This is a genomic window from Luteibacter sp. P4_D7_3, from assembly GCF_056401735.1.
On record NZ_JBFUIT010000035.1, the window covers coordinates 1 to 22,314 of the forward strand.

General features: G+C 63.9%; 22 protein-coding genes and 2 tRNA genes. 8 read left to right on the forward strand and 16 right to left on the reverse strand.

The features are described from left to right. Positions 1-281 (forward strand): BrnT family toxin (locus AC1DSN_RS05840; RefSeq protein ID WP_477329918.1); only part of this gene is annotated, 281 nt, incomplete at its 5' end. Then, positions 232-642, forward strand: a complete 411-nt coding sequence (locus AC1DSN_RS05845; protein ID WP_477295600.1) for a hypothetical protein — start codon at positions 232-234, stop codon at positions 640-642. The genes AC1DSN_RS05840 and AC1DSN_RS05845, both read left to right, overlap by 50 nt. A gap of 65 nt (positions 643-707) precedes the next feature. Here the strand turns inward: AC1DSN_RS05845 and AC1DSN_RS05850 are convergent, their stop codons facing one another. Continuing rightward, positions 708-1,874, reverse strand: a complete 1,167-nt coding sequence (locus AC1DSN_RS05850) for an acyl-CoA dehydrogenase family protein (protein WP_331709626.1) — start codon at positions 1,872-1,874, stop codon at positions 708-710. A 165-nt stretch (positions 1,875-2,039) separates the two neighbouring features. Between AC1DSN_RS05850 and AC1DSN_RS05855 the strand changes: the two genes are divergently transcribed. From AC1DSN_RS05855 to metH, 3 genes are read left to right on the forward strand one after another with little or no spacing between them, the layout of a single operon-like run. Further along, a complete protein-coding gene (locus tag AC1DSN_RS05855; protein WP_477295602.1) occupies positions 2,040-2,966 on the forward strand; it encodes an ArsR/SmtB family transcription factor in 927 nt (308 codons plus the stop codon). A gap of 13 nt (positions 2,967-2,979) precedes the next feature. Then, a complete protein-coding gene (locus AC1DSN_RS05860) occupies positions 2,980-4,062 on the forward strand; it encodes a homocysteine S-methyltransferase family protein (protein WP_477329920.1) in 1,083 nt (360 codons plus the stop codon). Continuing rightward, entirely contained in the window at positions 4,059-6,761 is a 2,703-nt protein-coding gene (metH, locus tag AC1DSN_RS05865; protein WP_477329922.1) for a methionine synthase, read from the forward strand. The genes AC1DSN_RS05860 and metH overlap by 4 nt, the downstream gene beginning before the upstream one ends. 16 nt (positions 6,762-6,777) lie before the next feature. Here the strand turns inward: metH and AC1DSN_RS05870 are convergent, their stop codons facing one another. The 8 genes from AC1DSN_RS05870 to pilV form a co-directional block, all read right to left on the reverse strand. Beyond that, entirely contained in the window at positions 6,778-7,110 is a 333-nt protein-coding gene (locus tag AC1DSN_RS05870; RefSeq protein WP_477297980.1) for a lipid-A-disaccharide synthase N-terminal domain-containing protein, read from the reverse strand. A gap of 99 nt (positions 7,111-7,209) precedes the next feature. Next, positions 7,210-7,284, reverse strand: a tRNA-Val gene (locus tag AC1DSN_RS05875). 51 nt (positions 7,285-7,335) lie between these two features. After that, the gene (locus AC1DSN_RS05880; RefSeq protein WP_477329924.1) at positions 7,336-7,950 is read right to left on the reverse strand and encodes a GspH/FimT family pseudopilin; all 615 of its coding nucleotides are present in this window, start codon (positions 7,948-7,950) and stop codon (positions 7,336-7,338) included. A 23-nt stretch (positions 7,951-7,973) separates the two neighbouring features. Continuing rightward, entirely contained in the window at positions 7,974-8,411 is a 438-nt protein-coding gene (locus AC1DSN_RS05885) for a type IV pilin protein (protein WP_477297817.1), read from the reverse strand. Then, positions 8,401-12,246: a pilus assembly protein gene (locus tag AC1DSN_RS05890; RefSeq protein WP_477329926.1), complete on the reverse strand. Its 3,846-nt coding sequence runs from the start codon at positions 12,244-12,246 to the stop codon at positions 8,401-8,403. Before AC1DSN_RS05890 ends, AC1DSN_RS05885 begins: the two co-directional genes overlap by 11 nt. 11 nt (positions 12,247-12,257) lie before the next feature. Next, entirely contained in the window at positions 12,258-12,872 is a 615-nt protein-coding gene (locus AC1DSN_RS05895; protein WP_477297495.1) for a pilus assembly PilX family protein, read from the reverse strand. A gap of 22 nt (positions 12,873-12,894) precedes the next feature. After that, positions 12,895-14,274 (reverse strand): PilW family protein, encoded by a 1,380-nt coding sequence (locus AC1DSN_RS05900; RefSeq protein ID WP_477297497.1) that lies wholly within the window; start codon positions 14,272-14,274, stop codon positions 12,895-12,897. Continuing rightward, a complete protein-coding gene (gene pilV / locus AC1DSN_RS05905) occupies positions 14,271-14,822 on the reverse strand; it encodes a type IV pilus modification protein PilV (protein WP_477329928.1) in 552 nt (183 codons plus the stop codon). The genes AC1DSN_RS05900 and pilV overlap by 4 nt, the downstream gene beginning before the upstream one ends. A gap of 202 nt (positions 14,823-15,024) precedes the next feature. Here pilV and AC1DSN_RS05910 point away from each other — a divergent pair, with 202 nt between their 5' ends. Then, positions 15,025-15,375 carry a hypothetical protein gene (locus tag AC1DSN_RS05910; protein WP_477329930.1) on the forward strand — a complete coding sequence of 117 codons (351 nt, stop codon included), beginning with the start codon at positions 15,025-15,027 and terminating at the stop codon, positions 15,373-15,375. Positions 15,376-15,483: 108 nt separating this feature from the next. Beyond that, positions 15,484-15,744 carry a hypothetical protein gene (locus AC1DSN_RS05915; RefSeq protein ID WP_063573962.1) on the forward strand — a complete coding sequence of 87 codons (261 nt, stop codon included), beginning with the start codon at positions 15,484-15,486 and terminating at the stop codon, positions 15,742-15,744. 9 nt (positions 15,745-15,753) lie between these two features. Here the strand turns inward: AC1DSN_RS05915 and AC1DSN_RS05920 are convergent, their stop codons facing one another. The 3 genes from AC1DSN_RS05920 to AC1DSN_RS05930 all read right to left on the reverse strand — a co-directional run bounded on the left by AC1DSN_RS05920 (position 15,754) and on the right by AC1DSN_RS05930 (position 16,834). Beyond that, positions 15,754-15,951, reverse strand: coding sequence for a hypothetical protein (locus AC1DSN_RS05920; RefSeq protein WP_063573963.1), 198 nt, complete (start codon positions 15,949-15,951; stop codon positions 15,754-15,756). A 15-nt stretch (positions 15,952-15,966) separates the two neighbouring features. Next, complete coding sequence (locus tag AC1DSN_RS05925; RefSeq protein ID WP_477299179.1) at positions 15,967-16,185, reverse strand: hypothetical protein; 219 nt, start codon at positions 16,183-16,185, stop codon at positions 15,967-15,969. A gap of 88 nt (positions 16,186-16,273) precedes the next feature. After that, positions 16,274-16,834 carry a GNAT family N-acetyltransferase gene (locus AC1DSN_RS05930; protein ID WP_477299178.1) on the reverse strand — a complete coding sequence of 187 codons (561 nt, stop codon included), beginning with the start codon at positions 16,832-16,834 and terminating at the stop codon, positions 16,274-16,276. A gap of 136 nt (positions 16,835-16,970) precedes the next feature. On the opposite strand from AC1DSN_RS05930, the gene AC1DSN_RS05935 reads away from it, so the two are divergent. Then, on the forward strand, positions 16,971-17,408 hold the full coding sequence (locus tag AC1DSN_RS05935; protein ID WP_063573485.1) for a hypothetical protein: 438 nt from the start codon (positions 16,971-16,973) through the stop codon (positions 17,406-17,408). Positions 17,409-17,497: 89 nt separating this feature from the next. Here the strand turns inward: AC1DSN_RS05935 and AC1DSN_RS05940 are convergent. The 4 genes from AC1DSN_RS05940 to ileS all read right to left on the reverse strand — a co-directional run bounded on the left by AC1DSN_RS05940 (position 17,498) and on the right by ileS (position 22,206). Continuing rightward, a tRNA-Thr gene (locus AC1DSN_RS05940) sits at positions 17,498-17,573 on the reverse strand. A gap of 42 nt (positions 17,574-17,615) precedes the next feature. Next, entirely contained in the window at positions 17,616-18,557 is a 942-nt protein-coding gene (gene ispH, locus AC1DSN_RS05945; RefSeq protein WP_477297662.1) for a 4-hydroxy-3-methylbut-2-enyl diphosphate reductase, read from the reverse strand. Between the two features lie 209 nt (positions 18,558-18,766). Continuing rightward, complete coding sequence (gene lspA, locus AC1DSN_RS05950; RefSeq protein WP_213948799.1) at positions 18,767-19,273, reverse strand: signal peptidase II; 507 nt, start codon at positions 19,271-19,273, stop codon at positions 18,767-18,769. 74 nt (positions 19,274-19,347) lie between these two features. Next, a complete protein-coding gene (gene ileS, locus AC1DSN_RS05955; RefSeq protein WP_477329931.1) occupies positions 19,348-22,206 on the reverse strand; it encodes an isoleucine--tRNA ligase in 2,859 nt (952 codons plus the stop codon). Between the last annotated feature and the right edge of the window lie 108 nt (positions 22,207-22,314).

Here is a 22,314-nt window from a genome sequence, read left to right on the forward strand (position 1 = left end):
TCGAATGGCATGCCGCGAAAGCCCGCTCGAACATATCGAAACACGGCGTCTCCTTTGACAACGCCTGCCTCGCCTTCTCCGATCCTTACTACCGCCAGATCCCACGTCGCGACGGCGGCGACGAAGAACGGTCTCGTATTGTCGCCCTCGCCGCCGACAGATTGCTCTTCATCGTGTACACATGGCGCGGCCGGACCATTCGTCTTATCTCAGCCCGAGAGGCAACCCGCAATGAATCACTTGGATACTGGAAAAATCGTCACTTTCACGCTGGATCCTGATGCTCAGCCTACAGCCGAGCAAATCGCGGAACTCAATGCGCTTGTAGGCCGTCCCATCGATTTCAGCGACAGCCCTGAAACCCCTCCGGACGCCCTTTGGCTCAGCACAGGGCCTGGCAACTTGCTAGGACGCCTCATGGCTGAAGCCCGAGAGCGCGAGCTTGCCGGCGGTCCCTTCGACAGCATTGAACGCTTGCTACCAGAAATGATCGCAAGAGTCGCCGCCATGGAGGATAACTTTCTCGACTTAAGCGACATGCCGGAGATGGCGCCGTACGCCGTCGCGCTGATAACCGGCAACGGTCCCAGTCTCGAAGCGCTCATGCCGGAAGCCCGCAAACTCTCAGTCGCTGCCGCCTAATCCATAAAAAAACCCCGGCGATACCGGGGTTTTCGTGTGCTTAGCCAGAGGTAGCTAGACGCGCCTCAGCGCAACCCCGTCTCCGCACGCGCAATCACCAGACGCTGGATCTCGCTCGTACCCTCGTAGATCTCCGTGATCTTCGCATCGCGGAAGTAACGCTCCAGCGGCATTTCCTTCGAGTAACCCATGCCGCCGTGAATCTGCACGGCCTGATGGGTAATCCACATGGCGGCTTCCGACGCGACCAGCTTGGCCATCGAAGCCTCGGTGCCGAAACGCCCGCCGGTCTTCTCGACCTGAGCCTTGGTCCATGCCGCACGCAGGGTCAGCAAGAGCGCCGAATCCAGCTTGCACTTCATGTCGGCGATCTTCGACTGGGTCATCTGGAACGTACCGATCGGGTGGCCGAAGGCCTTGCGATCGCGCGACCAGACCAGGGTGGCTTCGTACGCGGCGCGGGCGATACCGATGGCCTGCGAGGCAATACCGATACGGCCGGCGTCGAGCACGCCCATGGCGATACCGAAACCCTTGCCTTCGGCGCCGAGCATGTCGTCGGCCGGGCACACGTAGTCGTGGAACTCGATTTCGCAGGTGGCCGAGGCGCGGATGCCGAGCTTCGGCTCGGTCTTGCCGGCCATGAAGCCCGGGCGCTTGGTGTCGATGATGAAGGCCGACACCCCACGGGCACCCATCCCCGGCGTCGTCACGGCGAACAGGACGATGTAGCGGGCCACCGGGCCGGAGGTGATCCAGCTCTTCTTGCCGTTGATCACCCAGTCACCCTCGGCGTTTTTCACGGCGCGGGTGTGCATGTTCGACGCATCGGAGCCCGATTGCGGCTCGGTGAGCGCGTAGGCGCCGATGGCTTCGCCCGAAGCGATGGCGCGCACGTACTTCTGCTTCTGCTCTTCGGTGCCGTTCTTCAGGATGCCGTTGCAGAACAACGAGTTGTTCACCGACATGATGGTCGAGGTGGCGGCATCGGCCGCGGCGATCTCGACCATGGCCAGCACGTAGGCCACCGGATCCATGCCTGCGCCGCCGTACTCTTCAGGCACTTCGATGCCCATCAGGCCCAGCTGACCCATTTCCTGGATGTTCTCCAGCGGGAATTCACCCTTCGCGTCGTGTTCGGCGGCGACAGGGACGATGCGCTTCTGGGCGAAGTCGCGCGCGATGGACTGGATCGACAGTTGGTCGTCGGTAAAACGGAAATCCATGAGCATTCCTCGGGCCGGCCCTGACGGTCGGCAAGTCTTGGGGTAGAGACAAGCCGCCCATTCTAACGGCCGTTCGAGCCATTGCCTCCATGCACTGCAACATCGGCCTTGACGCTGGCGCGGCGCGGCCCCATCCTTATGTATCTCTCTATCGCGATAAAAGGATTCGGCATGGATTTGTCGACGGCCTCCACCGTGCTTCGCCTGCTGGCCGACCCCACGCGGGTCCGCTTGCTCGCCCTGCTGGATCGCGAGGAGTTGACTGTGGCCGAACTGGCCTCCGTGCTGCACCTGGCCCAGCCACGCGTGTCCACCCACCTGGCCAAGCTCAAGGAAGCCGAGCTGGTACGCGACCGCCGGGCCGGCGTGTCCGCCTATTATCGGGCCAACGCGGAGGCCGATCCTACCCTGGCCGCCCTCGTCGCCTCCCTGCGCGACACCCTGAGCGACGCCCTGCTCCGCGAGGATGCAGAGCGCCTTCCAGCCGTCCTCGCCCAGCGGGCGCGCACCGAAGGCTGGGCCGATACCGTCGCGGGCGACATGGAGCGCCACTACTCACCCGGCCGCACCTGGGAAACCCTCGCCCGCTCCCTGCTCCAGCTGCTCGCCACCGGCGACGTACTGGACATCGCTTCCGGCGATGGCGTCACCGCGGAGCTGCTCGCGCCGCACGCCCATTCCATCGTCTGCGTCGACAGTTCGGAGCGCGTGGTGGATGCCGCCCGCTTGCGCCTGGCCAGCTTCACCAATGTGGACGTGCGTACGGGCGACATGCACGCTCTCGACCTGGAAGACAATCGTTTCGATCTTGTCCTGCTGCTCCACGCCCTTACTTATGCGGAGCGGCCCGAGGCCGTCTTTGCCGAGGTGACGCGCGTCCTCAAGCCGGGCGGACGACTTCTCGTGTCGACCCTGGGCGAGCACGAGCACCGCGCCGTGATCGAGCCGTTCGACCATCGCAACCTCGGCTTCACCTGCGAGGGCCTGGTCGCCATGGCGACGGCGGCTGGCCTCGACGTGGTCAGCTGCGAACGCCTCAGCCGCGAGCGCCGCGCGCCGCATTTCGAAGTGATCAGCCTGCTCGCACGCAAGCCCTGACCGGAGACCGCCGATGAGCACCCTACCCTGGCTCCACCCCGACCGCGTCGCCCTTATCGAGAAGGCTCTGTCCGAACGGATCATGATTCTGGACGGCGGCATGGGCACCATGTTGCAAGGCCACCAGCTGGATGAATCCGGCTACCGTGGCGAGCGCTTTTCCGGTGGCCTCGACAGCCGCCACGAACACAGCCACGACCACCCCGGCGAGTGCGACCTCAAAGGCAACAACGATCTCCTGTTGCTGACCCAGCCGGAGATCATCCGCGGCGTGCACATGGCCTATCTCGAAGCCGGCGCGGACTTCGTCGAAACCAATACCTTCAACGCCACGCGCGTGAGCCAGGCCGACTACCACCTCGAGCACCTGGTCCCTGAGCTCAACCGCGAGGGCGCCCGCATCGCGCGCGAAGCCTGCGATGCCATGACCGCGCTGACGCCGGACCGGCCGCGCTTCGTCATCGGCGTGCTCGGCCCCACCAGCCGCACCGCATCGATTTCGCCGGACGTGAACGATCCGGGCTTCCGCAACATCAGCTTCGAAGCGCTCACCGCCAACTATGTCGAGTCGGCGCGCGCGCTGATCGAAGGCGGCGCCGACACGATCATGGTCGAGACCATCTTCGATACGCTCAATGCCAAGGCCGCGCTGTTTGCACTCACCGAGTTGTTCGACGAACTCGGCGCACGTGTGCCGGTGATGATCTCCGGCACGATCACCGATCGCTCGGGACGCACCCTGTCCGGCCAGACCGCCGAAGCCTTCTTCTATTCGGTGGAACACATCCGACCGTTGTCGGTAGGCCTCAACTGCGCGCTCGGCGCGGAAGACCTTCGCCCGCACGTGCAGATGCTCTCCCGCATCGCCGGCAGCGCGGTCAGCACGCATCCGAACGCCGGACTGCCGAACGCCTTCGGTGAGTACGACGAGACGCCGGAGGCCATGGCATCGACCATCGAGAGCTTCGCCGCCGAAGGCCTGCTCAATATCGTCGGCGGTTGTTGTGGCACCACGCCTGCCCATATCGCGGCGATCGCCGCCGCCGTGGCGCCCTACCCGCCGCGCGTACGCCTGGACGCCTCGCAAGCCGCATGACTACTCTTCGCCATACCCGCCTGTCCGGCCTCGAGCCGCTGATCCTCACGCCCGACCTCAATTTCATCAACGTCGGCGAGCGCACCAACGTCACCGGTTCGGCGCAGTTCCGCAAACTCATCAAGGAAGGCCGCTACGAAGAGGCGGTGGATGTCGCGCGCCAGCAGGTAGAGAGTGGCGCGCAGATCATTGACATCAACATGGACGAGGGCCTGATCGATTCCGAAGCGGCGATGACGCGCTTCGTCAACCTGATCTCCTCCGAGCCGGACATCGCGCGCGTGCCGATCATGGTCGACTCCTCCAAGTGGAGCGTGATCGAAGCCGGCCTGCGTTGCATGCAGGGCAAGGGCATCGTCAACTCCWTTTCCATGAAGGAAGGCGAGGCCCTGTTCCTGCAGCACGCGCGCAAGGTGCGCCAGTACGGTGCCGCCGTGGTCGTGATGGCCTTCGATGAAGTGGGCCAGGCGGATACGAAGGAGCGCAAGATCGAGATCTGCTCGCGCGCCTATGAGCTCCTGGTCAACGAGGCGGATTTCCCCCCCGAAGACATCATCTTCGACCCGAATATCTTCGCCATCGCGACGGGTATCGAGGAACACAACAACTACGCCGTGGACTTCATCGAAGCCACCCGCGAGCTCAAGAAGCGTTTCCCGTCGTCGCATATTTCCGGCGGCGTCTCCAACGTCTCGTTCTCGTTCCGCGGCAACAATCCCGTGCGCGAAGCGATCCACTCCGTGTTCCTCTACCACGCGATCGCCGCGGGCATGGACATGGGCATCGTCAATGCCGGTGGCCTCTCGATCTACGACGATCTTCCCGAGGAACTGCGCGAGCGCGTCGAGGACGTGGTGCTCAACCGCCGCGCCGACGGCACGGAGCGGCTCCTCGATATCGCCGACAAGTACAAGGGCGGCAAGGCTGAGGTCGCTGTCGAGACGGCGGCCTGGCGCGAAAAGCCGGTGATCGATCGCCTGAGCCATGCGCTGGTACACGGCATCGACCAGTTCGTCGTCGAAGATACCGAAGAACTGCGACTGATCTCCACGCGTCCGCTCGACGTGATCGAAGGCCCGTTGATGTCCGGCATGAACATCGTCGGCGACCTCTTCGGCGCCGGCAAGATGTTCCTGCCGCAGGTGGTGAAGTCCGCGCGCGTCATGAAGAAAGCCGTGGCTCACCTGATTCCCTTCATCGAGGAAGAAAAGCGGATCTCCGGTGACAGCGCGAAGAACAACGGCAAGATCGTGCTGGCTACCGTCAAGGGTGACGTCCACGACATCGGCAAGAACATCGTCGGCGTGGTGCTCCAGTGCAACAACTTCGAGGTGTTCGACCTCGGTGTCATGGTGCCGACGCAGAAGATCCTCGACACCGCGCGCGAAGTCGGTGCCGACATCATCGGCCTCTCCGGTCTCATTACGCCGTCACTAGAAGAGATGAGCCAGGTGGCGCGTGAGATGCAGCGCCAGAACTTCCACGTGCCGTTGATGATCGGCGGTGCGACGACGTCGCGCGCGCATACCGCGCTGCGCATCGAGCCGCACTACAAGTCGCCCACCGTGTGGGTGAAGGACGCTTCGCGCGCCGTCGGCGTGGCGCAGTCGCTGGTCAGCAAGGATCTGGTCGAGGAGTTCATGATCAAGGTCCGCGCCGACTATGCCGAAGTGCGCGAGCGCCATAAGGGCCGCGGCACAGGCAAGCAGCTGGTGACGCTGGCCAAGGCCCGCGCTCAGCGCTTCGTCGGCGACTGGCAGGCCTATGTACCGCCGACACCGAAGACGCCCGGCATCACCGCGTTCGACGACTACGATCTCGCCGAACTGCGCACCTATATCGATTGGTCGCCGTTCTTCAACGCCTGGGAGCTGGCGGGCAAGTTTCCGGCCATCCTCACTGATGACGTGGTTGGCGCGCAGGCTACCGAGCTCTACAACGACGCCCAGGCCATGCTCGACAAGCTCATTGCCGAGAAGTGGCTGACCGCGAAGGGCGTGATCGGCTTCTGGCCGGCCGCGCAGAGCGGCGACGATATCGAGGTCTACACCGAGACGGGAACGACGAAGCGCAAGCCCGTGGCGACGCTTCGACACCTGCGCCAGCAGGTGGACAAGCCTGTGGAACGTCCGGACTTCTGTCTGTCGGATTTCGTCGCGCCGAAGGACAGTGGAGTGCAGGACTGGATCGGCGGCTTCGCCGTCACCGCCGGCATCGGCATCGACGAGCACGTGGCCCGCTTCGAGGCCGGCCACGACGATTACTCATCCATCCTGCTCAAGGCACTCGCCGACCGCCTCGCCGAAGCCTTCGCCGAGCGCCTGCACGAACGCGTGCGCAAGGAGTTCTGGGGCTATCAACCGGACGAAGCGCTCGACAACGACACGCTGATCGCCGAGGGCTATCGCGGCATTCGTCCTGCCCCGGGTTACCCGGCCTGTCCCGAGCACACCGAGAAAGGCACGCTGTTCGAACTGCTGGATGCGACGGCGCACACCACGGTGCAACTGACCGACAGCTTCGCCATGTATCCCACGGCGGCAGTATCGGGCTGGTACTTCTCGCACCCGGACAGTCAGTACTTCGTGGTCGGCCGTCTTGGCCGGGAACAGGTCGAGGACTATGCCAAGCGCAAGGGCTGGGACCGGACCGAGGCCGAGCGCTGGCTGGCACCCTATCTGGACTACGACCCGGACTGACGAGGTCCCGGGTCGATCACGTCTCTTCGGGACCGCCGGGCTTGATCTCTTCCTCGGCGTTGCGATGCTTCAGGTGGGCGAAGACGTTGTAGAACGACACGATCATCGGAAAGGCCGTCTGGATGATGCCCACCGAGTCGTTCTTGCCCCAGATGAAGTACGCCAGCGTGAGCACGCTGCCGCTGATCGACAGGTACCAGAACGACATCGGCACCGTGACCTTCTTGTTCTTCTTCGTGGCGTAGAACTGGACGAACCAGCGCGCCGTGAACAATAACGTGCCGACCAGGCCGATGATCTTCCACGGGGTCAGGACCAACAGGTGAAGGTTCGCAAGGGCTTCGTGCATGGCGGTATCCGGTGAGTCAGCCGGCGCATTGTACTGGTGGGACCTTGCCTGGACCTTAAAAACGAAAACCCGGCTTTAGGCCGGGCTTTGTTCAAACATTGGTGGGCGGTACAAGGATCGAACTTGTGACACCTGCCGTGTGAAGGCAGTGCTCTACCGCTGAGCTAACCGCCCATCGAGCGCGGAATTTTAAGGTGGAAGGCCGCTCCCGTCAATGCCTGCTGATCAGAGCAGGCATGACGAGGTCAGCGGCAGGGGCGTGACCGTCAGCGATCCTGACTGGCGGAGCACCAGCAAGGAACCCTGCATCCCGGCCTCATTCGTGCCCAGCGTGTCGGACGTGTCGTTCACCGTCTTCCGCGGGCACGCGACGAAATTCAGCCCGGTGCGACCTGCGGATGCCACGAACTCGCCTGTCTGGTTGAACGTGAAGACATTCGCATCCGTCGCGCGGACCGATACGCCCCGAAGCTGCGGGGTGTACCGCAGGATGGTCATGTTCGATGAGCCGGCCGTGTAGCTCTGGTCGGCACCCCCTGCACTCACGTCATACGAGTACACGATCCAGCCCACGTCGTAGTCGTGGGTCGAACCGGTCGGAATGTCGCACTGCGTGCCGGTAAGGCTGCGGCAGATCGACACGAAACGATGCTGGCTCGACGCCGCCCCGCGGGCGAACTGCATGTCCGCGCTGAGCGAGTTCACCGCCGAGGCGACGTTGCCGCGGTTCATCACCGCACGAAAACTCGGGACGGCGATAGCCATGAGCATGGCGAGGACAAGAACCGTCACCATCAGCTCGACCATCGACAAGCCCGCCATGCGCGCGCGCTTACCCATCTCCGTTCCCCCTGTGCGGACCATCACCAGCAGCGCCCGTTGCTGTTCTTCGCTGTGTCGGTGGCAGCCGGCAGCTTCACGCCTTGCGAGTTGATGCTGAGATCCCCGCAGACGTCCTTAGCCTGTGAATTACCCGCCACGCGCACGGCCGTGGCCGTGTAGTCCTTGGTCAGGTCCGTCTTGGTGATCGTCACGGTGTAATAGCCTTTCTCGGAGGTCGCGCTGCCGAGCTTCAGGTCACCGGTGACCGGATCGTCGCCATACTTGTTGAACGTGGCGTAGTAGCGCTCCTGCGCGTTGGCCACGCGCATGAGCAGCTCCTGGCCATCGGCGCGACGAGCCCGGTAGGCATAGCGACCGTACGAAGTGATCGCGATGGTGGCGAGGATGCCCATGACGAGCACGACGATCATCAGCTCGAGCATGGTGAAGCCGCGCGTCCGGCGAATGTTACTGATCATTGAGAGTCCTCCAGGAACGGCGGCGCCAGATCGGCGAACCTACCGAGAATGCGGACCCGCCGCTGCCCGACACCGTCACACCCGGCACGATGACACTGCCACCGCCGAGCCCCGTTGCCGCCGGCAGGCCACCGGATGCCGGAGGGTTGTCGACGCGTGAACCAGCGACGGTATATGGCGAGCCTGACCCKTAGGCGCCACCACCGCTCACACCCGCACCGGCGCCACCGGTCGACGAATCGACCACCATGATGGCACCCGCACGGCCCGGGTTACACGGATCGGGCGTGGTCGGGATCAGCGTCGTGATGATCGCGCGGTTGGTATTGAACAGCGCCGTCGGCGTAACCACCACCTTCTCGCCGAGCGACACCAAGTCGAAGTACCAACCGCCCGGTTTGGCGGTCGTCGGGGCCGGGTTGGTCGTAAGGCCTCGTATGCCGCTCGTGGTCTGGTTGAGTGTCTGCACGACGAGTTTGTCGACTGTCCACGGCAGGCCCGTCTTGTTGGTTTGCCCGAGATCGCGGATGCCGTAAACGGATTGAGTTATTGCACCCGTCGTCGTGCGATCGTCGTCGCCGATGAACTTGCCCGTGCCGAACACGACGATGAAGTTCTGCGACGTCGGGTCCGGGAACAGGCGCGGCATCACCGTGATCGGCTGCGCCGTGGGCGTTTTCGGGCTGAACAGGAGATCGACCGTGTTCAGGTCCTTCAGGTTGAAGCGCCACAGATTACCGACCAGATCGCCAGCGAAGGCGACGTCGTCGATCTGGTCGTTGTCGTAGTCGCCGAGCACCGGCGAGGAAAGGCCATAGCTCGCGATGGTCACGCCGCCATAGCTTGTCGGCGTCTTGAGCTCCTTGATCACCGCGCCGGTCTGCGCATCCAGGATGAACAGCGAGCTGTTGGTGCTGGCTGCCGCCGCCGCGCCGTATTCGGGATCGAGGCTGTCGGTCGGGAAGTAGCCCGCCGGTACCAGCACGACCCACTTGCCATTGGCCAGGCGTCCGATATTCGGCTGTCCGAAGGTGTAGCCCAGATTGGCACCGACCTTGTTATTGGAACTGTCGATGGAATTGGCGTTGAACTCCCAGAGCACCTTCTTGGATGCGGTCGCCGCGTCGGTCACACCCGACTTGGTGATGTCGAGCGCATAGATGCCACGGCCGCCATAACGCAGGCCGCCGACCAAAATGGTGTGCCAGCCAACGGATGACTTGGAGCTGTTAGCGCTGAAATACACATCACGATAAATCGGCGTGGAGTCCACCGTCGGACGGTACTGGAAATTGTCCTTCTGCGAGAAGAACCAGAGCTTGCGATACACCGCGTCCGGGACGTACGACCAGAGTTCCCGGCCGGCCGTCGAGGAGTTTGCCTTGGCCTGGGCGTCGAAGGCGTGGAGCATGCCGTCGTTCGCCGCCACATAGAGCGTGGGCATTCGATTCAGATTGGCGGCCACGAATGCCGAATAACTCTTGGAAGGGTCCGGCGTTGTGCCGCTGTAGGCCAGGGTTTCTGGCGCGGTGGTCGTGCCATTGGGCGGAAAGAAGTCGCGATAGCCGCTGGACGGATAAGCGACATACACCGGCTGGRCATTGACGACGGCGCCGAGCAACTTGCTGCGCGTGCGCAGGAGGGCACCTTCGTCCGTCGTGGAGCCGCGGAGCCAGTCGACGCGATTGGTACCTTTCCCGTCGGTTGGCGTCGTGCCGCCACTGCCATCGCTCGAATCCATGATCTGCTTCTGGCTGGTCGTCAGGTTGCTGTAGAGGAACTCCACACCGTTACCTTCACCCGGACCTGCACTGGTCACGATGACCCGGTCGGTGCGCTTGGAAAGCAAACCCGCGGCTTCCCAATCGGCCGTGCCGAGACCACCGGTTGCGGTGATCGGAGAAGCCGTCAACGTACCTGTCCAGTCGACGGACGAGAAGTTGGGCACGTAGGTCATCGCATTCGGGCCAAGAACGCCACTACTCAGGGCCGGGGAGACCGCGCTCGACGAGGCGGCGATCACCGAGTTGATGATGTTGACCAGGCTGCTGACCAGGGTGGCCGGATCCGAGGCGTTGAAGAAACCGCCGCGACTGTTGACGGCGGCATGCCACGTATCGTCGACACCTTCGGGCGCGTTGTTGACCGGACGCGGCCACTGCTTCGTCCCCGCCATCAGAGCCGGGTAGTCACCCGGATACTGCAGGGTGCCGGCCACGCCGAGCGTGACGAAGAACTGCGACACGTGCTGCCACGTGGCGGGATCGTTCACCGGATTCCAGTAGACCGTATCGTTCGCGCCAGGATTGGTCAGGTCAACCGTCGTGGTAGCGGACACGTCCTTCCAGTACGGCTTCACGCCATTGTTCAGGCCGGGCTGGAGGTCGGTGGCCCAGTAGTACCAGGCGATGTTGGCCATCGACGATGCGTAGACGGTGCCGGCGACGTTGCCGTAGATCTTCGAGAAGCTGGCCGTCGGCGAATAGCTCCGCCCGTCCGGCAGAGTCTGCGCGACCTGGGAAATATTCGTGGTGGCACTCATGGCCGCCGCAGTATTCGCCCCTGTCTTCGGAAGTGCCGGGTCCTGGACGACGCCATTCTTGACATCATCGTTCCAGTAACCGTCCGTCACCAGCATGTGGAAGTTCTTGCGGCAGACCAGATCGGCGGAATCGGACGTGGTCAGGCCGTTCCAGTAGGGATCTTTCGCCTTAACCRTGGGGTCATCCGCCGCCTTCGAGAGTGGCTGGCGGAAGATCTCGCTGGCACGGATCGTCGCGCCGCGTGAGGGCGTGCTATTGCCGCCGACCACCTGGAGAAGCCACTTGTAGAAGTTGGCGCGCACGGTGGAATTGAGGTCGCCGATGTCCTGCAGTACGGCCGTGCTGCCGAACTGTACGTCGTAGTCCGTGCCTGTGCCCGTCGCGTTGGCCATGTTCTGCCAGGCGATGCGGACCGAGTTACCGATCTTCGAAAAGGCCTGCGACAACGCCGTGCGCGTCATCATGTTACGGGTGCGGTAATACGAGAACCAGTTAGCGAAGTTCTGGTACTGAGAAGCTGGAACCGACACCGCCTCCCAGTTGGTCGCCGTATAGAGCGTGGTGGTATTGACCGACCCGTCACTGTTTGTGATGTTCACACCCGACTTTAGACGGTAGTAGTAAGGCCCGCCATTCGGTTTCGTTCCGGAAGCCGGGTCGGTCAGGTTGCCTGTGAACGGGTTGGACTGGGTGCTCGTGCAAGCCCAGCGCATATTCGTGACTTTGCCGTTCTTGTCCGTGCTCGTGGTGCCATTAAGAATGCTGACTCGCGAGTCTTTATAGTCCGCATTGCTGTTTCGGTTGCTTAGAACCGCTGGCGTTCCCGGCCCGACGGCATTATTGGGGCGATTGATGTCGATGCCGTTCATCCACACGTAGCCCATGTCCAGGGCGCTCGTCGGCGTTTGATGGCCTGCCTGGGGAAACGGCGTGCCGTCGGCATTCACCGCAGTCGTATAGACGATGTTCGGGTTGTAGTACACACCGTTCATCGCCTTCGATGCATTGTTCGTGGTGTCCGTGATGCGCGGATCGATGACGCCCGCGCATGCCCAGGGCGCCGTGAAATCCCATCCCTTCTGGTCGAAAGGCCGGTTGTCACCCATGTAATAACTCTGCATGGAGCCGGAGTCATCGAAGGTCACGGCGATGTTCGGCGCCACCGACGTGGTCAGGTCGGGCGGCGTGGTACTGAGGTTGGTCGCCGTGGCGGCGGCCTGGCCCGAGAATCCGCCCAATCCGGTGAGGACCATGGCAGTAGCGAGCGTTAGCAGGCGATGGGATGCGCTCATGACGGAGTCTCTCAGTTGGCCTTGGCCGCGAACGTCGTCTCGAGCACGCGAACGGTGTTGTCGTTCGCGCCGGTCGAGCGGGCGGTAATGCGATAGATATGGCTGTCGACGCTGGTGTTGCCGGTGCCGGGAGCCGTCTGCCCGGACTCGTGCTGCGAACCGATACCCGGCGGCGTTTCGATGCCGAGGTCTTCGATCATGTACACCGGGTCCTGGGTGAGCTTAAAGGTCTTGTCGCTGCTCGCCGTCGTCATCGTTCCGGCTGAATACGTCGTGCCTCCATCGGGCACCCAGCCCGGTGAATTGCGGAACGTATCCACCACGGTATTCGGCGTGGCGGCGTCGTAGATGTAACAGGTAGGGCCGTTCGACGTACAAGCCAGCGGGGTATTGATGCTCGCCGTCCACAAACGCCACTCGGCACCGCGCACGGCGGATTCCGCACCGAAGTCCGCCATCTGCGAACTGCGCAGGCCACCCACCAGGCGCAACTGCATCAGCGACGTGCCGGACGACGACATGGCGAGGATAGTGATCAGCAACAGGAAGATAAGCGCGACGATGAGCACCGCGCCGCGCTGCGCCCGGGGGGCGCGCTGCAGGTGCTGGAAGCGGGAACGTTTCATGGTGTCTCCGTAACGCATGGCATCAAGGGTTGTAGTTACGCACCATCACCAGTGAGGTGAGCTGGCGACGAAGGCGGTTGTTGTCGAAACCCTGGGCCGAGGGCTGGATCGCCAGTTTGGCGGTGCTCGCTTCGGTCGGGTAAACCGGTGCGGGCGTACCCGTGGTGGTATCTGGCGTGTACAAGAAGGCCGTTTCGGGAAGCGTGAGGTTCGGCATCGTTACCTGGCTGGACAGCAGGATGGATACTTCGATGCTCTTCACGGCACGCCACAGGCAACCCGGATCGGTGGTGGTAAGCGTGCTGTTGGCGACCGTCGGCGGGCAGGTAATCGCGCCGTCGTTGCGCGAATCGACCTGGTCGGCCGTGAGGAAACGTACGCCGCCACTCGTGTCTTCCACGCCGTAGCGGAAGGTCAGTCGCTCCACGCCGCGGATCAGCTCCTGATCGGGCACCGTGACAGTTGTGCCGTTCACCCGACGCATCAGCGCGCCCGTTTTCACACCGGTCGCCGTGCCGTCGTCGGTGACGACCTGCACGTAATAGGTGACGTTCTGCATGTCGTTGACGAAGTCGTAGACTCGCGGCGCCGACTGCGGCTGCAGGGCGAGCGGTGCGGAGAAGTTATTGCCAGGATCCGGCGTGGCGGTGCCGCCGCTGGCGCCTGTGACCGCGAAGATCTGGGAGCTCGAGCAGTCGGCCATGAGCGCCACCGTGCCCTTGAAGTCCGACAACGGAGGCTCGCCGGTACCCTGTACCAGATCGATTTCCTTCAACGTACCGTCTGCGTTTCCGACGGCTTTACTGGTCGCACCGAGGCGCCAGCCGCGCGACGAATTCAGATAGCGCACCGTGAGTACGTCGGTGCCGATGACACGATTGCCCACGGCCGTACCGGCCGTGTCCAGATTGCCCCCGAGGAAGGCCACCGGGATGGGCGTGCAGGCGGACGTACCCGTGCAGTTGTAGCCACGCATGTACAGGAAGGACGGCATGGAATAGGCGGCCGTCGGCGCGGCGGGATAGGTGTTCTTCCCCGACGTCGCACCCCATTGCGTGGTGTTCTCAAACACGGCGGGGAGCGACAGCAGATTCTTAGCGTAGACCTTCGGCGAACGCAGGCCGTCGAGGGAGACGTTCGATGAGGATACCGTCGCGATGCCGCCCGTGTTGTTGCAATACGTGCCGCCCGCCATGGCCAGGTCGTCGTTGAGCCGACCGATGGCGAAGCGACCGTCTTCCTGCATGCGCGCCAGCTGCGTCTGCACGCGGTTGCTGTTCGAGGTCGACAGGAAGATGGTGATGATGCCGCCTGACACCAGGATGCCCAGGAGCATCGCGACCATCAGCTCGACGAGGGTGACGCCGCGCTCGGCCCGGCGGAAAAGGGGACGCGTGATCATGGCTCGAACACCCAGGTGAAGGACTGCAGGTTGGCGCTGTCCGTGTTGTCGTCGGTTCCACCGCTGGTGCCGCGCTCGGCCCAGGTGATGATCATGGTGCAGGTGCCACCATAGGGCGGCCGCAGTCCGATCTGTCCGGTTGGGTCATAGGACATGCCGCTCGCCGGCGTACAGGCGATGGTCGTCTTACCCAGGCCCGGCAGGAACGTCTGGAGCTGGGTACCCCAGAGGATCTTGTCGCGCAGGGCGACATCCTTCGGGACGCAGGCATTCGTCGCATCGCACTTGGGAAGGGTGCCGCCCGTTAGCGGGAAGGTGTCCGTGTAGTCACCCTCCCACAGGCCGTACGGGTTGGCGCGCATCCGGTCAGCCATACTGTTGGCCAGGAAGGTCACGTTGGTGCGGACGAAGGCCGCCTGGTTGGACCGGGTCGACACCACCAGCAGTCCGGCCAGGCCGATGAGCCCGATACTGAAGATCAGCACGGCCATCAGAACCTCGATCAGCGACACGCCGCGTGCGGCGCGACGGAATTGAAACTTGGCCACGAAGGCGTCCCCTTACTTTTCCCTACCTTCAGGCTAGCAAGGCGGGGGCGTCAAACAAGGCTATCGACGACGAACGGTAGGCGAAATCCGACGAGCGGGACGGTCTGTGCGACAGCGCACATTTACCCTGGGGCCGGGCTTGCGCACCGCACGGCGCGGTCGCATGCTTCAGCCGCCGCCAGCTTCTCCAAGGGGAAAATCCATGCGTTTCGTTCGCGCACTTTTGCTTGCAACCTGCCTCGTCGCTCCCGCTGCGGCCGCCTCCGCCGCGGAGACCCTTCCGAACATGACCCTGGGTGAAGCAGGCCATGCCGAGGTTATCGGGCAGTTCGTCTGCGGCATGCCCGGGTCGACGATCGACACCTTCCGGGCTGGCGTCAACAAGCTCTCCCCCGGGGGTACGGGCAATGCCGAGTACCTGGCGGGCCAGCAGGACGCTCATGACCTCATCCAGAAGCTGCGCAACAACAACGACAACCTGATCGAACTCGGCGCGAGTAACTGCGTGGAAGTCGAGGCGCTGATGCACAACGTGACCGCGGCCGCACTGTAATAGCTTGCGCAACGACGCGGCGATCACCGACACCTCACCGTAGCCTTGGGATAACAAAGCGGTCACGACCTCGCGGTCACAATGCTCCCGGTCACGAAGGAGTGTTCCGTGCTCGCGCAATATGTATTTACCTCGACCGAAGGTCTGTTCCGCATCGTTCGTCACGGCCATCGTTGGCGCGCGCTTTGCGGTGAAAACGAAGTGGGCCGTTTCGATGCCCCGGAAGAGGCCGTCGCCGGCCTGCGCGACGTCTATGCCGCCTCCCGGCTGCCGCGCCGCCTGTCCGACTGGCGTTTCCTGCCTGCCGCGGCCCTCGGCCATCTGGCGCCGCCCAGCGCTGCCGCACTCGCCCGCCTCGCTGCCGCCTGACCCCACGACTCAGGCGTGGTCGAGGAGGCGGTCCACGCTTTGCCTGGCCTGCTCGAGCAGGTGATCCAGATGAGCGCAATCCTGCAGTGGGTTGCCCGCATCGTGGGAGCCCACGCTCAATACCTCGACATCGTTGCGCAATAGCGTGTAACCGCTCGCGCTGCAGAGGATGTCATAGCCCCTGTAGTGCTGAACTGGTGTCTGCATGTCCTTTCCCTTCGGTCAAAGCGCCATGGACCGCCAGTGGCCATGGTCGTCCTCTACCCTTAGTTCCACTGACACACCCTGCCCGGTGCGTGCCCGCGCCTGCCGGAGCGCATAGGTCAAGGCGTCTTTCTCGTGCCGGAAACGCGCAGGTTCGTCCGAGTCGACGCGCACTACCCACTCCGCCCCGACGTCAGGCGGCTGGGCCACGTAGATGCGCACGTACCGCTCGCTCATGGGGGTTTCCGCGCCAGTCTCCGCCCTATGTGGCACCCGGCCCATGAAGATGGTGTATGCGCCGGGCGTCGCCCGGCCGGCCGGCGACTCAGCGGCTAGTCGGCCACTCGCGCGCCAGCATGGCGAAGATCACGTCGTCGACCCATTCGCCACGAAAGAAATAGCTCTCGACATGATGGGCTTCCTGGCGAAAGCCCAGTGACCGAAGGAGGGCCAGGCTGGCCACGTTGCGCGGATCCACCGAACCCACCGCACGCCGGTAGCCCCAGTCACCGAAGGCCAGATCGAGTACGGCGGCCATCGCTTCGCGAGCGAAGCCCTTGCCTTGCCGCTCTGGCCGCAGGGAAAGCCCGAACTCGATCGGATCATCCGTACTGACCGGGAAGTGCACGCCGAAATCGCCGAGAAGCTCGCCGGTGGTCTTGTCGCGAACCGCCAGCTGGCACCAGCTGTCCGCTGTTCCGAAAGCCAGTGATGCCTGGTCCGCGATGAAGGCCTGGGCCGCCGCGAGATCGACGGGCTTCCAGCCCTGGTAGCGTGCGACGGCGTCGTCACCGCGGTAAGCGAAGAGTGCCGGCGCGTCGGCCGCCACCAGTCGATCCAGTCGCAGCCGCGCGGTGACGATAGCGATGTCCTGTGTTCCGTCCACGATGCCTTTCCCTGATGATTTGAGCGGACGGTACCATTTCTTTACGCACGCGTTACCCGAAAAGCGCCCCAACGGCGCAGCCTTTTTACGCATGGTGATTCGATACTGCACTCCCGACTTACTGGAGCAGCGAACGATGTCGATCGTCGTGATCACGGGCCCGCGTCATGACGCGGTTCACGCCACCCTGGCGGACGACGCGATGTGGCGACTGTGGGAACGCGCGCAAGCCGCCGGCGTCGACCTGCTCTGGCGGCCCTGCCACGACTTCGTCGAGCTGACCGGATACCTCGACCGTTCCAGCGGCGACCACGCCGAACTGGTCCTGCTCGATGTGGACGCCAACGACGTCCCACCGGAAGACATTGCGCCCCTGCGTGACGCCCTCGCCCACCTCAGCGTGCCCTATATCGAAATCCACGACGGCAGCGACGAAGCGGATGCGTCGGGGCTCGTGCCGGGCCATCCGTCACTGGTCAGCGTGGTGGTACCGGGCAACGCCGGTGCGGGCTACAACATGGCGCTATCCATCGGTCTGCGCTATCTCGCCGAGGATGCGCGACTCGCCGCGTGATTCACACCGAATGGCAGGCACAAAAAAACCCGCACCGGCGGGTTTTTTTGTGCCTCCGGGACCGCTCGACGGCAGTCCGGGAAGAATGGTGGTGCCGAAAATAGGAATCGAACCTACGACCTCATCATTACGAATGACGCGCTCTACCAACTGAGCTATTTCGGCGAGAACGAGGATTTTAGGGAAGCTTGGTGCGCGGCGCAAGCCTTAACCGGCCAGACGAAGCTCTTTGGGCAGGGCGAAGGTGATGTTCTCGGCTTCGCCATCGAGCTCGCGGACGCTGCCGGCGCCCCATGACTGCAGGCGCGCGATGACTTCCTGCACCAGCTTTTCCGGCGCCGAGGCGCCCGCGGTCACGCCGATCCGCGTCTTGCCTTCCAGCCAGCTGCGCTCTATGTGCTCCGCGCCGTCGATCAGGAACGAGGTAACGCCCTGCTTTTCAGCCAGTTCCTTCAGGCGGTTCGAGTTCGAGCTGTTCACCGAGCCGACCACCAGCACGAGATCGACGGCGTCCGCCAGGCGACGCACCGCATCCTGGCGATTCTGCGTGGCGTAGCAGATATCGTCCTTGCGCGGACCTTCGATGGCCGCGAACTTCGCGCGAAGTGCGCCGATGATGGCGATGGTGTCGTCGACCGACAGCGTGGTCTGGGTGACGAAGGCCAGCTTCTGCGGCTGCGAGGGCGCCAGCACGGCGACATCCTCGACCGATTCGACCAGATAGATGTTGCCGCTATTGGCGGGATTCCACTGCCCCATCGTGCCTTCGACTTCCGGGTGGCCGGCATGGCCGATCAGGACAACGTCATGGCCGGCACGGCCGAGGCGCGCGACTTCCATGTGCACCTTGGTCACCAGCGGGCATGTCGCGTCGAACACGTTGAGGCGACGACGGTCGGCTTCCTCGCGTACGGCCTTGGGCACGCCGTGGGCACTGAAGATCACCGTGGAGCCATCCGGCACTTCGTCCAGCTCCTCGACGAACACGGCGCCATCGGCACGCAGGCGTTCGACGACGAAACGGTTGTGGACGACTTCATGGCGAACGTAGATCGGCGCGCCGTAGGACTCGAGCGCACGTTCCACGATCGCAATCGCGCGATCGACGCCGGCGCAGAAACCGCGGGGATTGGCGAGCAGGATGTCCAAGGGGGGACCTCGAATGAGCGGTGGCGCCTGGGGGCGCCGGGACGTGTGGATTATCGCATGGCTGCCGGGTGGGCGCTTTCGCCAGGCCTATCGCCGCTGAAGCGGCTCCCACAAAAAGCCCACACCCCCTGTGGGAGCCGATTCATCGGCGATGTGGGAGCCGATTCATCGGCGAACCGCGCGCCAGCGCGGCCAGCAACCAAAAACGATCAGGAAGAAGCCGGCTTCTGCGATCCACTGAACAGGCTGAACACGATCATCGAAACAGCCCCCACGCTGATTGCCGAGTCCGCCACGTTAAACACCGGAAACGGATAGCTCCCCAGGAAAACCTGGATGAAGTCAGTCACCTTCGCCGCATGCAACCGGTCGATGACATTGCCCAGGGCCCCACCCACGATCAGGGCCAGGGGCGCCGCGGTGCGCCAGTCGGCGCGCGGCGTCCGCGACAGCCATACGCTCAGCGTCGTGCTGATCACCACGGCCAGCAGCACGAAGAACCATCGCTGCCAGCCCGCGCTATCGGCGAGAAAACTGAACGCGGCGCCCGTATTGAAGGTGAGCGTCCAGTTGAGAATGCCCGGAATGACCGGGTGCGGGGTCTCCGCCGGCTGCAGCGCCGTCAGCGCCCACCACTTGGTGAGCTGGTCGAGGCCGATCATGGCGGCGGCGAGCCAGAGCCAGGAAAGCGCATTGGGTTTGGGACGTACGATCATTCAGGCAAGCCATGGGAAGCGGAGCGGCCGCGCCGCCGGTTGACGGCGCGGAGGTTCGGGTCGGGACCGGTACCTCAGAACCAGCGGCGATCTTCGCCCTGCCCCGTCACGTTCTCGACGCAGCGCCCGCAGATCTCGGGATGCGCCGGATCCACGCCGACATCCGGGCGATGCTGCCAGCAGCGAATGCACTTCGCGGCCTCGCTCACCGCCGCCGAGACATAAACCTCGGCACCATCGAGTTCCACGCGCTCGGCCGCGGTCGGGCGACCTTCCAGCGGCGACAGCGTGACTTCCGAGGTGATGAAGAAGAAACGGAGCTCGCTGGCGGATTCGGCCAGCGCCGCCTGGGTGGCGGTGTCGGCGTGGATCGTCAGCGTGGCGTCGAGCGAAGCACCGATCTGACCGTCCTTGCGCATGCGTTCCAGCACCTGCGAGGCCGATGCACGGATACCGAGCAGGGTCGACCACCCGCCGCGCGCGTCACCGTCCTCACGCACGTCGAGACCGTCGTACCAGGTCTCGAACAGCACGGACTCACTGCGCGAACCCGGCATGCTCGCCCAGATTTCTTCCGCGGTGAATGTAACGATCGGTGCGAGCCAACGCACCATCGCTTCGAGAATGCGGTACATCGCGCTCTGCGCACTGCGACGACCGCGACTGTCGGTCGGCATCGTGTACAGGCGGTCCTTGGTGATATCGAGGTACAACGCACCGAGTTCGTTCGTGCAGAAGTTCTGCACGCGCTGGACGATCTCCGGGAAGTCGTAGCGCTCGTACGCGGCAACGATCGCGGCCTGCGTATCGGCCGCCTGCTGCACGGCCCAGCGATCCAGATCGAGGCAGCCGGCGGTGGGCAGCAGGTGCTTGTCCGGATCGAAGCCGTCGAGGTTGCCGAGCAGGAAACGCGCGGTGTTACGCACGCGGCGATACGTATCGGCCACGCGCTTGAGGATCTCGTCCGACAGCGACATTTCGTTGCGGTAATCGGTCGAGCAGATCCACAGGCGCAGGATGTCCGCACCGAGGGTCTTCATGATGTCCTGCGGCTCGATGCCGTTGCCCATGGACTTGGACATCTTGCGGCCCTGTGCGTCCACGGTGAAGCCGTGGGTGAGCACGTGGTCGTAAGGCGCACGACCGTTGATCGCCGCCGACGTGAGCAACGAGGACTGGAACCAGCCGCGATGCTGATCGGAACCTTCCAGGTACATCACCTTGTATTCGCTGGCGTCGCCGGCCTGTAACTCCGGGCGCGCACCGATCACGGCGAAGTGGCTCACGCCGGAATCGAACCAGACATCGAGAACGTCGGTGACCTTTTCGTACTTGTCCGCGTCGTCGCCCAGCAACTCGCGCGCATCCAGCGAGAACCAGCTGTCGATGCCTTCACGGGCCACACGCTGCGCCACCTTCTCCAACAGCTGCACGCTGTCCGGATGCGGCTCGTGCGTATTCTTGTCGACGAACAGCGCGATGGGCACACCCCAGGTGCGCTGGCGCGAAATGCACCAGTCGGGACGGCCGTCGACCATGCCGGCAATGCGTTCTTCACCCCAACCCGGAATCCAACGGACCGACTTGATCGATGAGAGCGCGGTGCGGCGCAGGCCGGCCTGCTCCATGCCGATGAACCACTGCGGCGTGGCACGGAAGATCACCGGCGTCTTGTGGCGCCAGCAATGCGGGTAGCTGTGCGTAAGCTTGGCGAAGGCGAGCAGTACGCCGCGAGCGCGCAGCAGGTCGACGATCGCGTCGTTGGCCTTCCAGATATGCATGCCGGCGAACGACACGTCGCCCGCGAGCGGAAGGTCGCTGCGATACACGCCACGGCCGTCCACGTAGTTGAGCGTACCGATGCCGTAGTGCTGGCTGACCACGAAGTCTTCCGCACCGTGGTCGGGCGAGGTGTGCACCGCGCCGGTACCGTCTTCGTCGGACACATGCTCGCCGAGGATGACCGGCACGTGCTTGTCGTAGAACGGGTGACGCAGCGGCTGGTTCTCCAGCACCGCACCCTGCACGCGACCGAGCACGTTCACGGTATCCACGCCGTAGCGCGCCAGCGCTTTCTCCGCCAGCGCCGAGGCGATGACGAGCAGCAGCGGCTTGCCGTTACGCGAAGGACCTTCGACCAGCGAGTATTCGATCTCGCCACCGAGCGACACGGCCTGGCTGGCCGGCAGCGTCCACGGCGTCGTCGTCCAGATCGGCACGGCGATCATGGCGTCATCGGCGGCGATGCCGAACAGCGCGCCGAAGGACACGGGGTCCACGGCGTCGTAGGCGACATCCACGGCCGGCGAGGTCTTGTCGGCGTATTCGATTTCCGCCTCGGCCAGTGCCGAACCGCAGTCGAAGCACCAATAGACCGGCTTCGCCCCGCGCACGACGTGGCCGTTCTCCACGATGCGCGCGAGGGCGCGGATCATGTCGGCTTCGTAGGTGAAATCCAGCGTGCGATACGGCTTTTCCCAGTCGCCCAGGACACCGAGGCGCTTGAAGTCCACGCGCTGCAGATCGATCTGCGCCATGGCGTATTCGCGGCACTTCTGGCGGAAGGCGGCGGCGTCGAGCTTGTCGCCCGCCTTGCCGAACTTCTTCTCGATGGCGATTTCGATGGGCAGGCCGTGGCAGTCCCAGCCGGGCACATAGGGCGCGCGGTAGCCCGCCATCAGCTTCGACTTGACGACGACGTCCTTGAGCACCTTGTTCACCGCGTGCCCAAGGTGAATCGCACCGTTCGCATAGGGCGGGCCATCGTGCAGCACGAACACCTTGTCGCGGTCGGCAGCCTTTTCCTGGATCTGCGCGTAGCGGTTCACGCGCTCCCAGTTGGCCAGCCAGCCCGGCTCGCGCTTGGGCAGGTCGCCGCGCATCGGGAAGGCCGTCTGCGGCAGGTTGATCGTGTTCTTGTAATCCTGGGTCATCGCTGTCAACCGTGGTTTTCTGAGGCAAGCATGGGGTTCATGCCAAGGGCTTGCCGGGCGGCGATCTCGTCCTGATGCATCTGTGCAGTCAGGGCGTCGAGGCCGTCG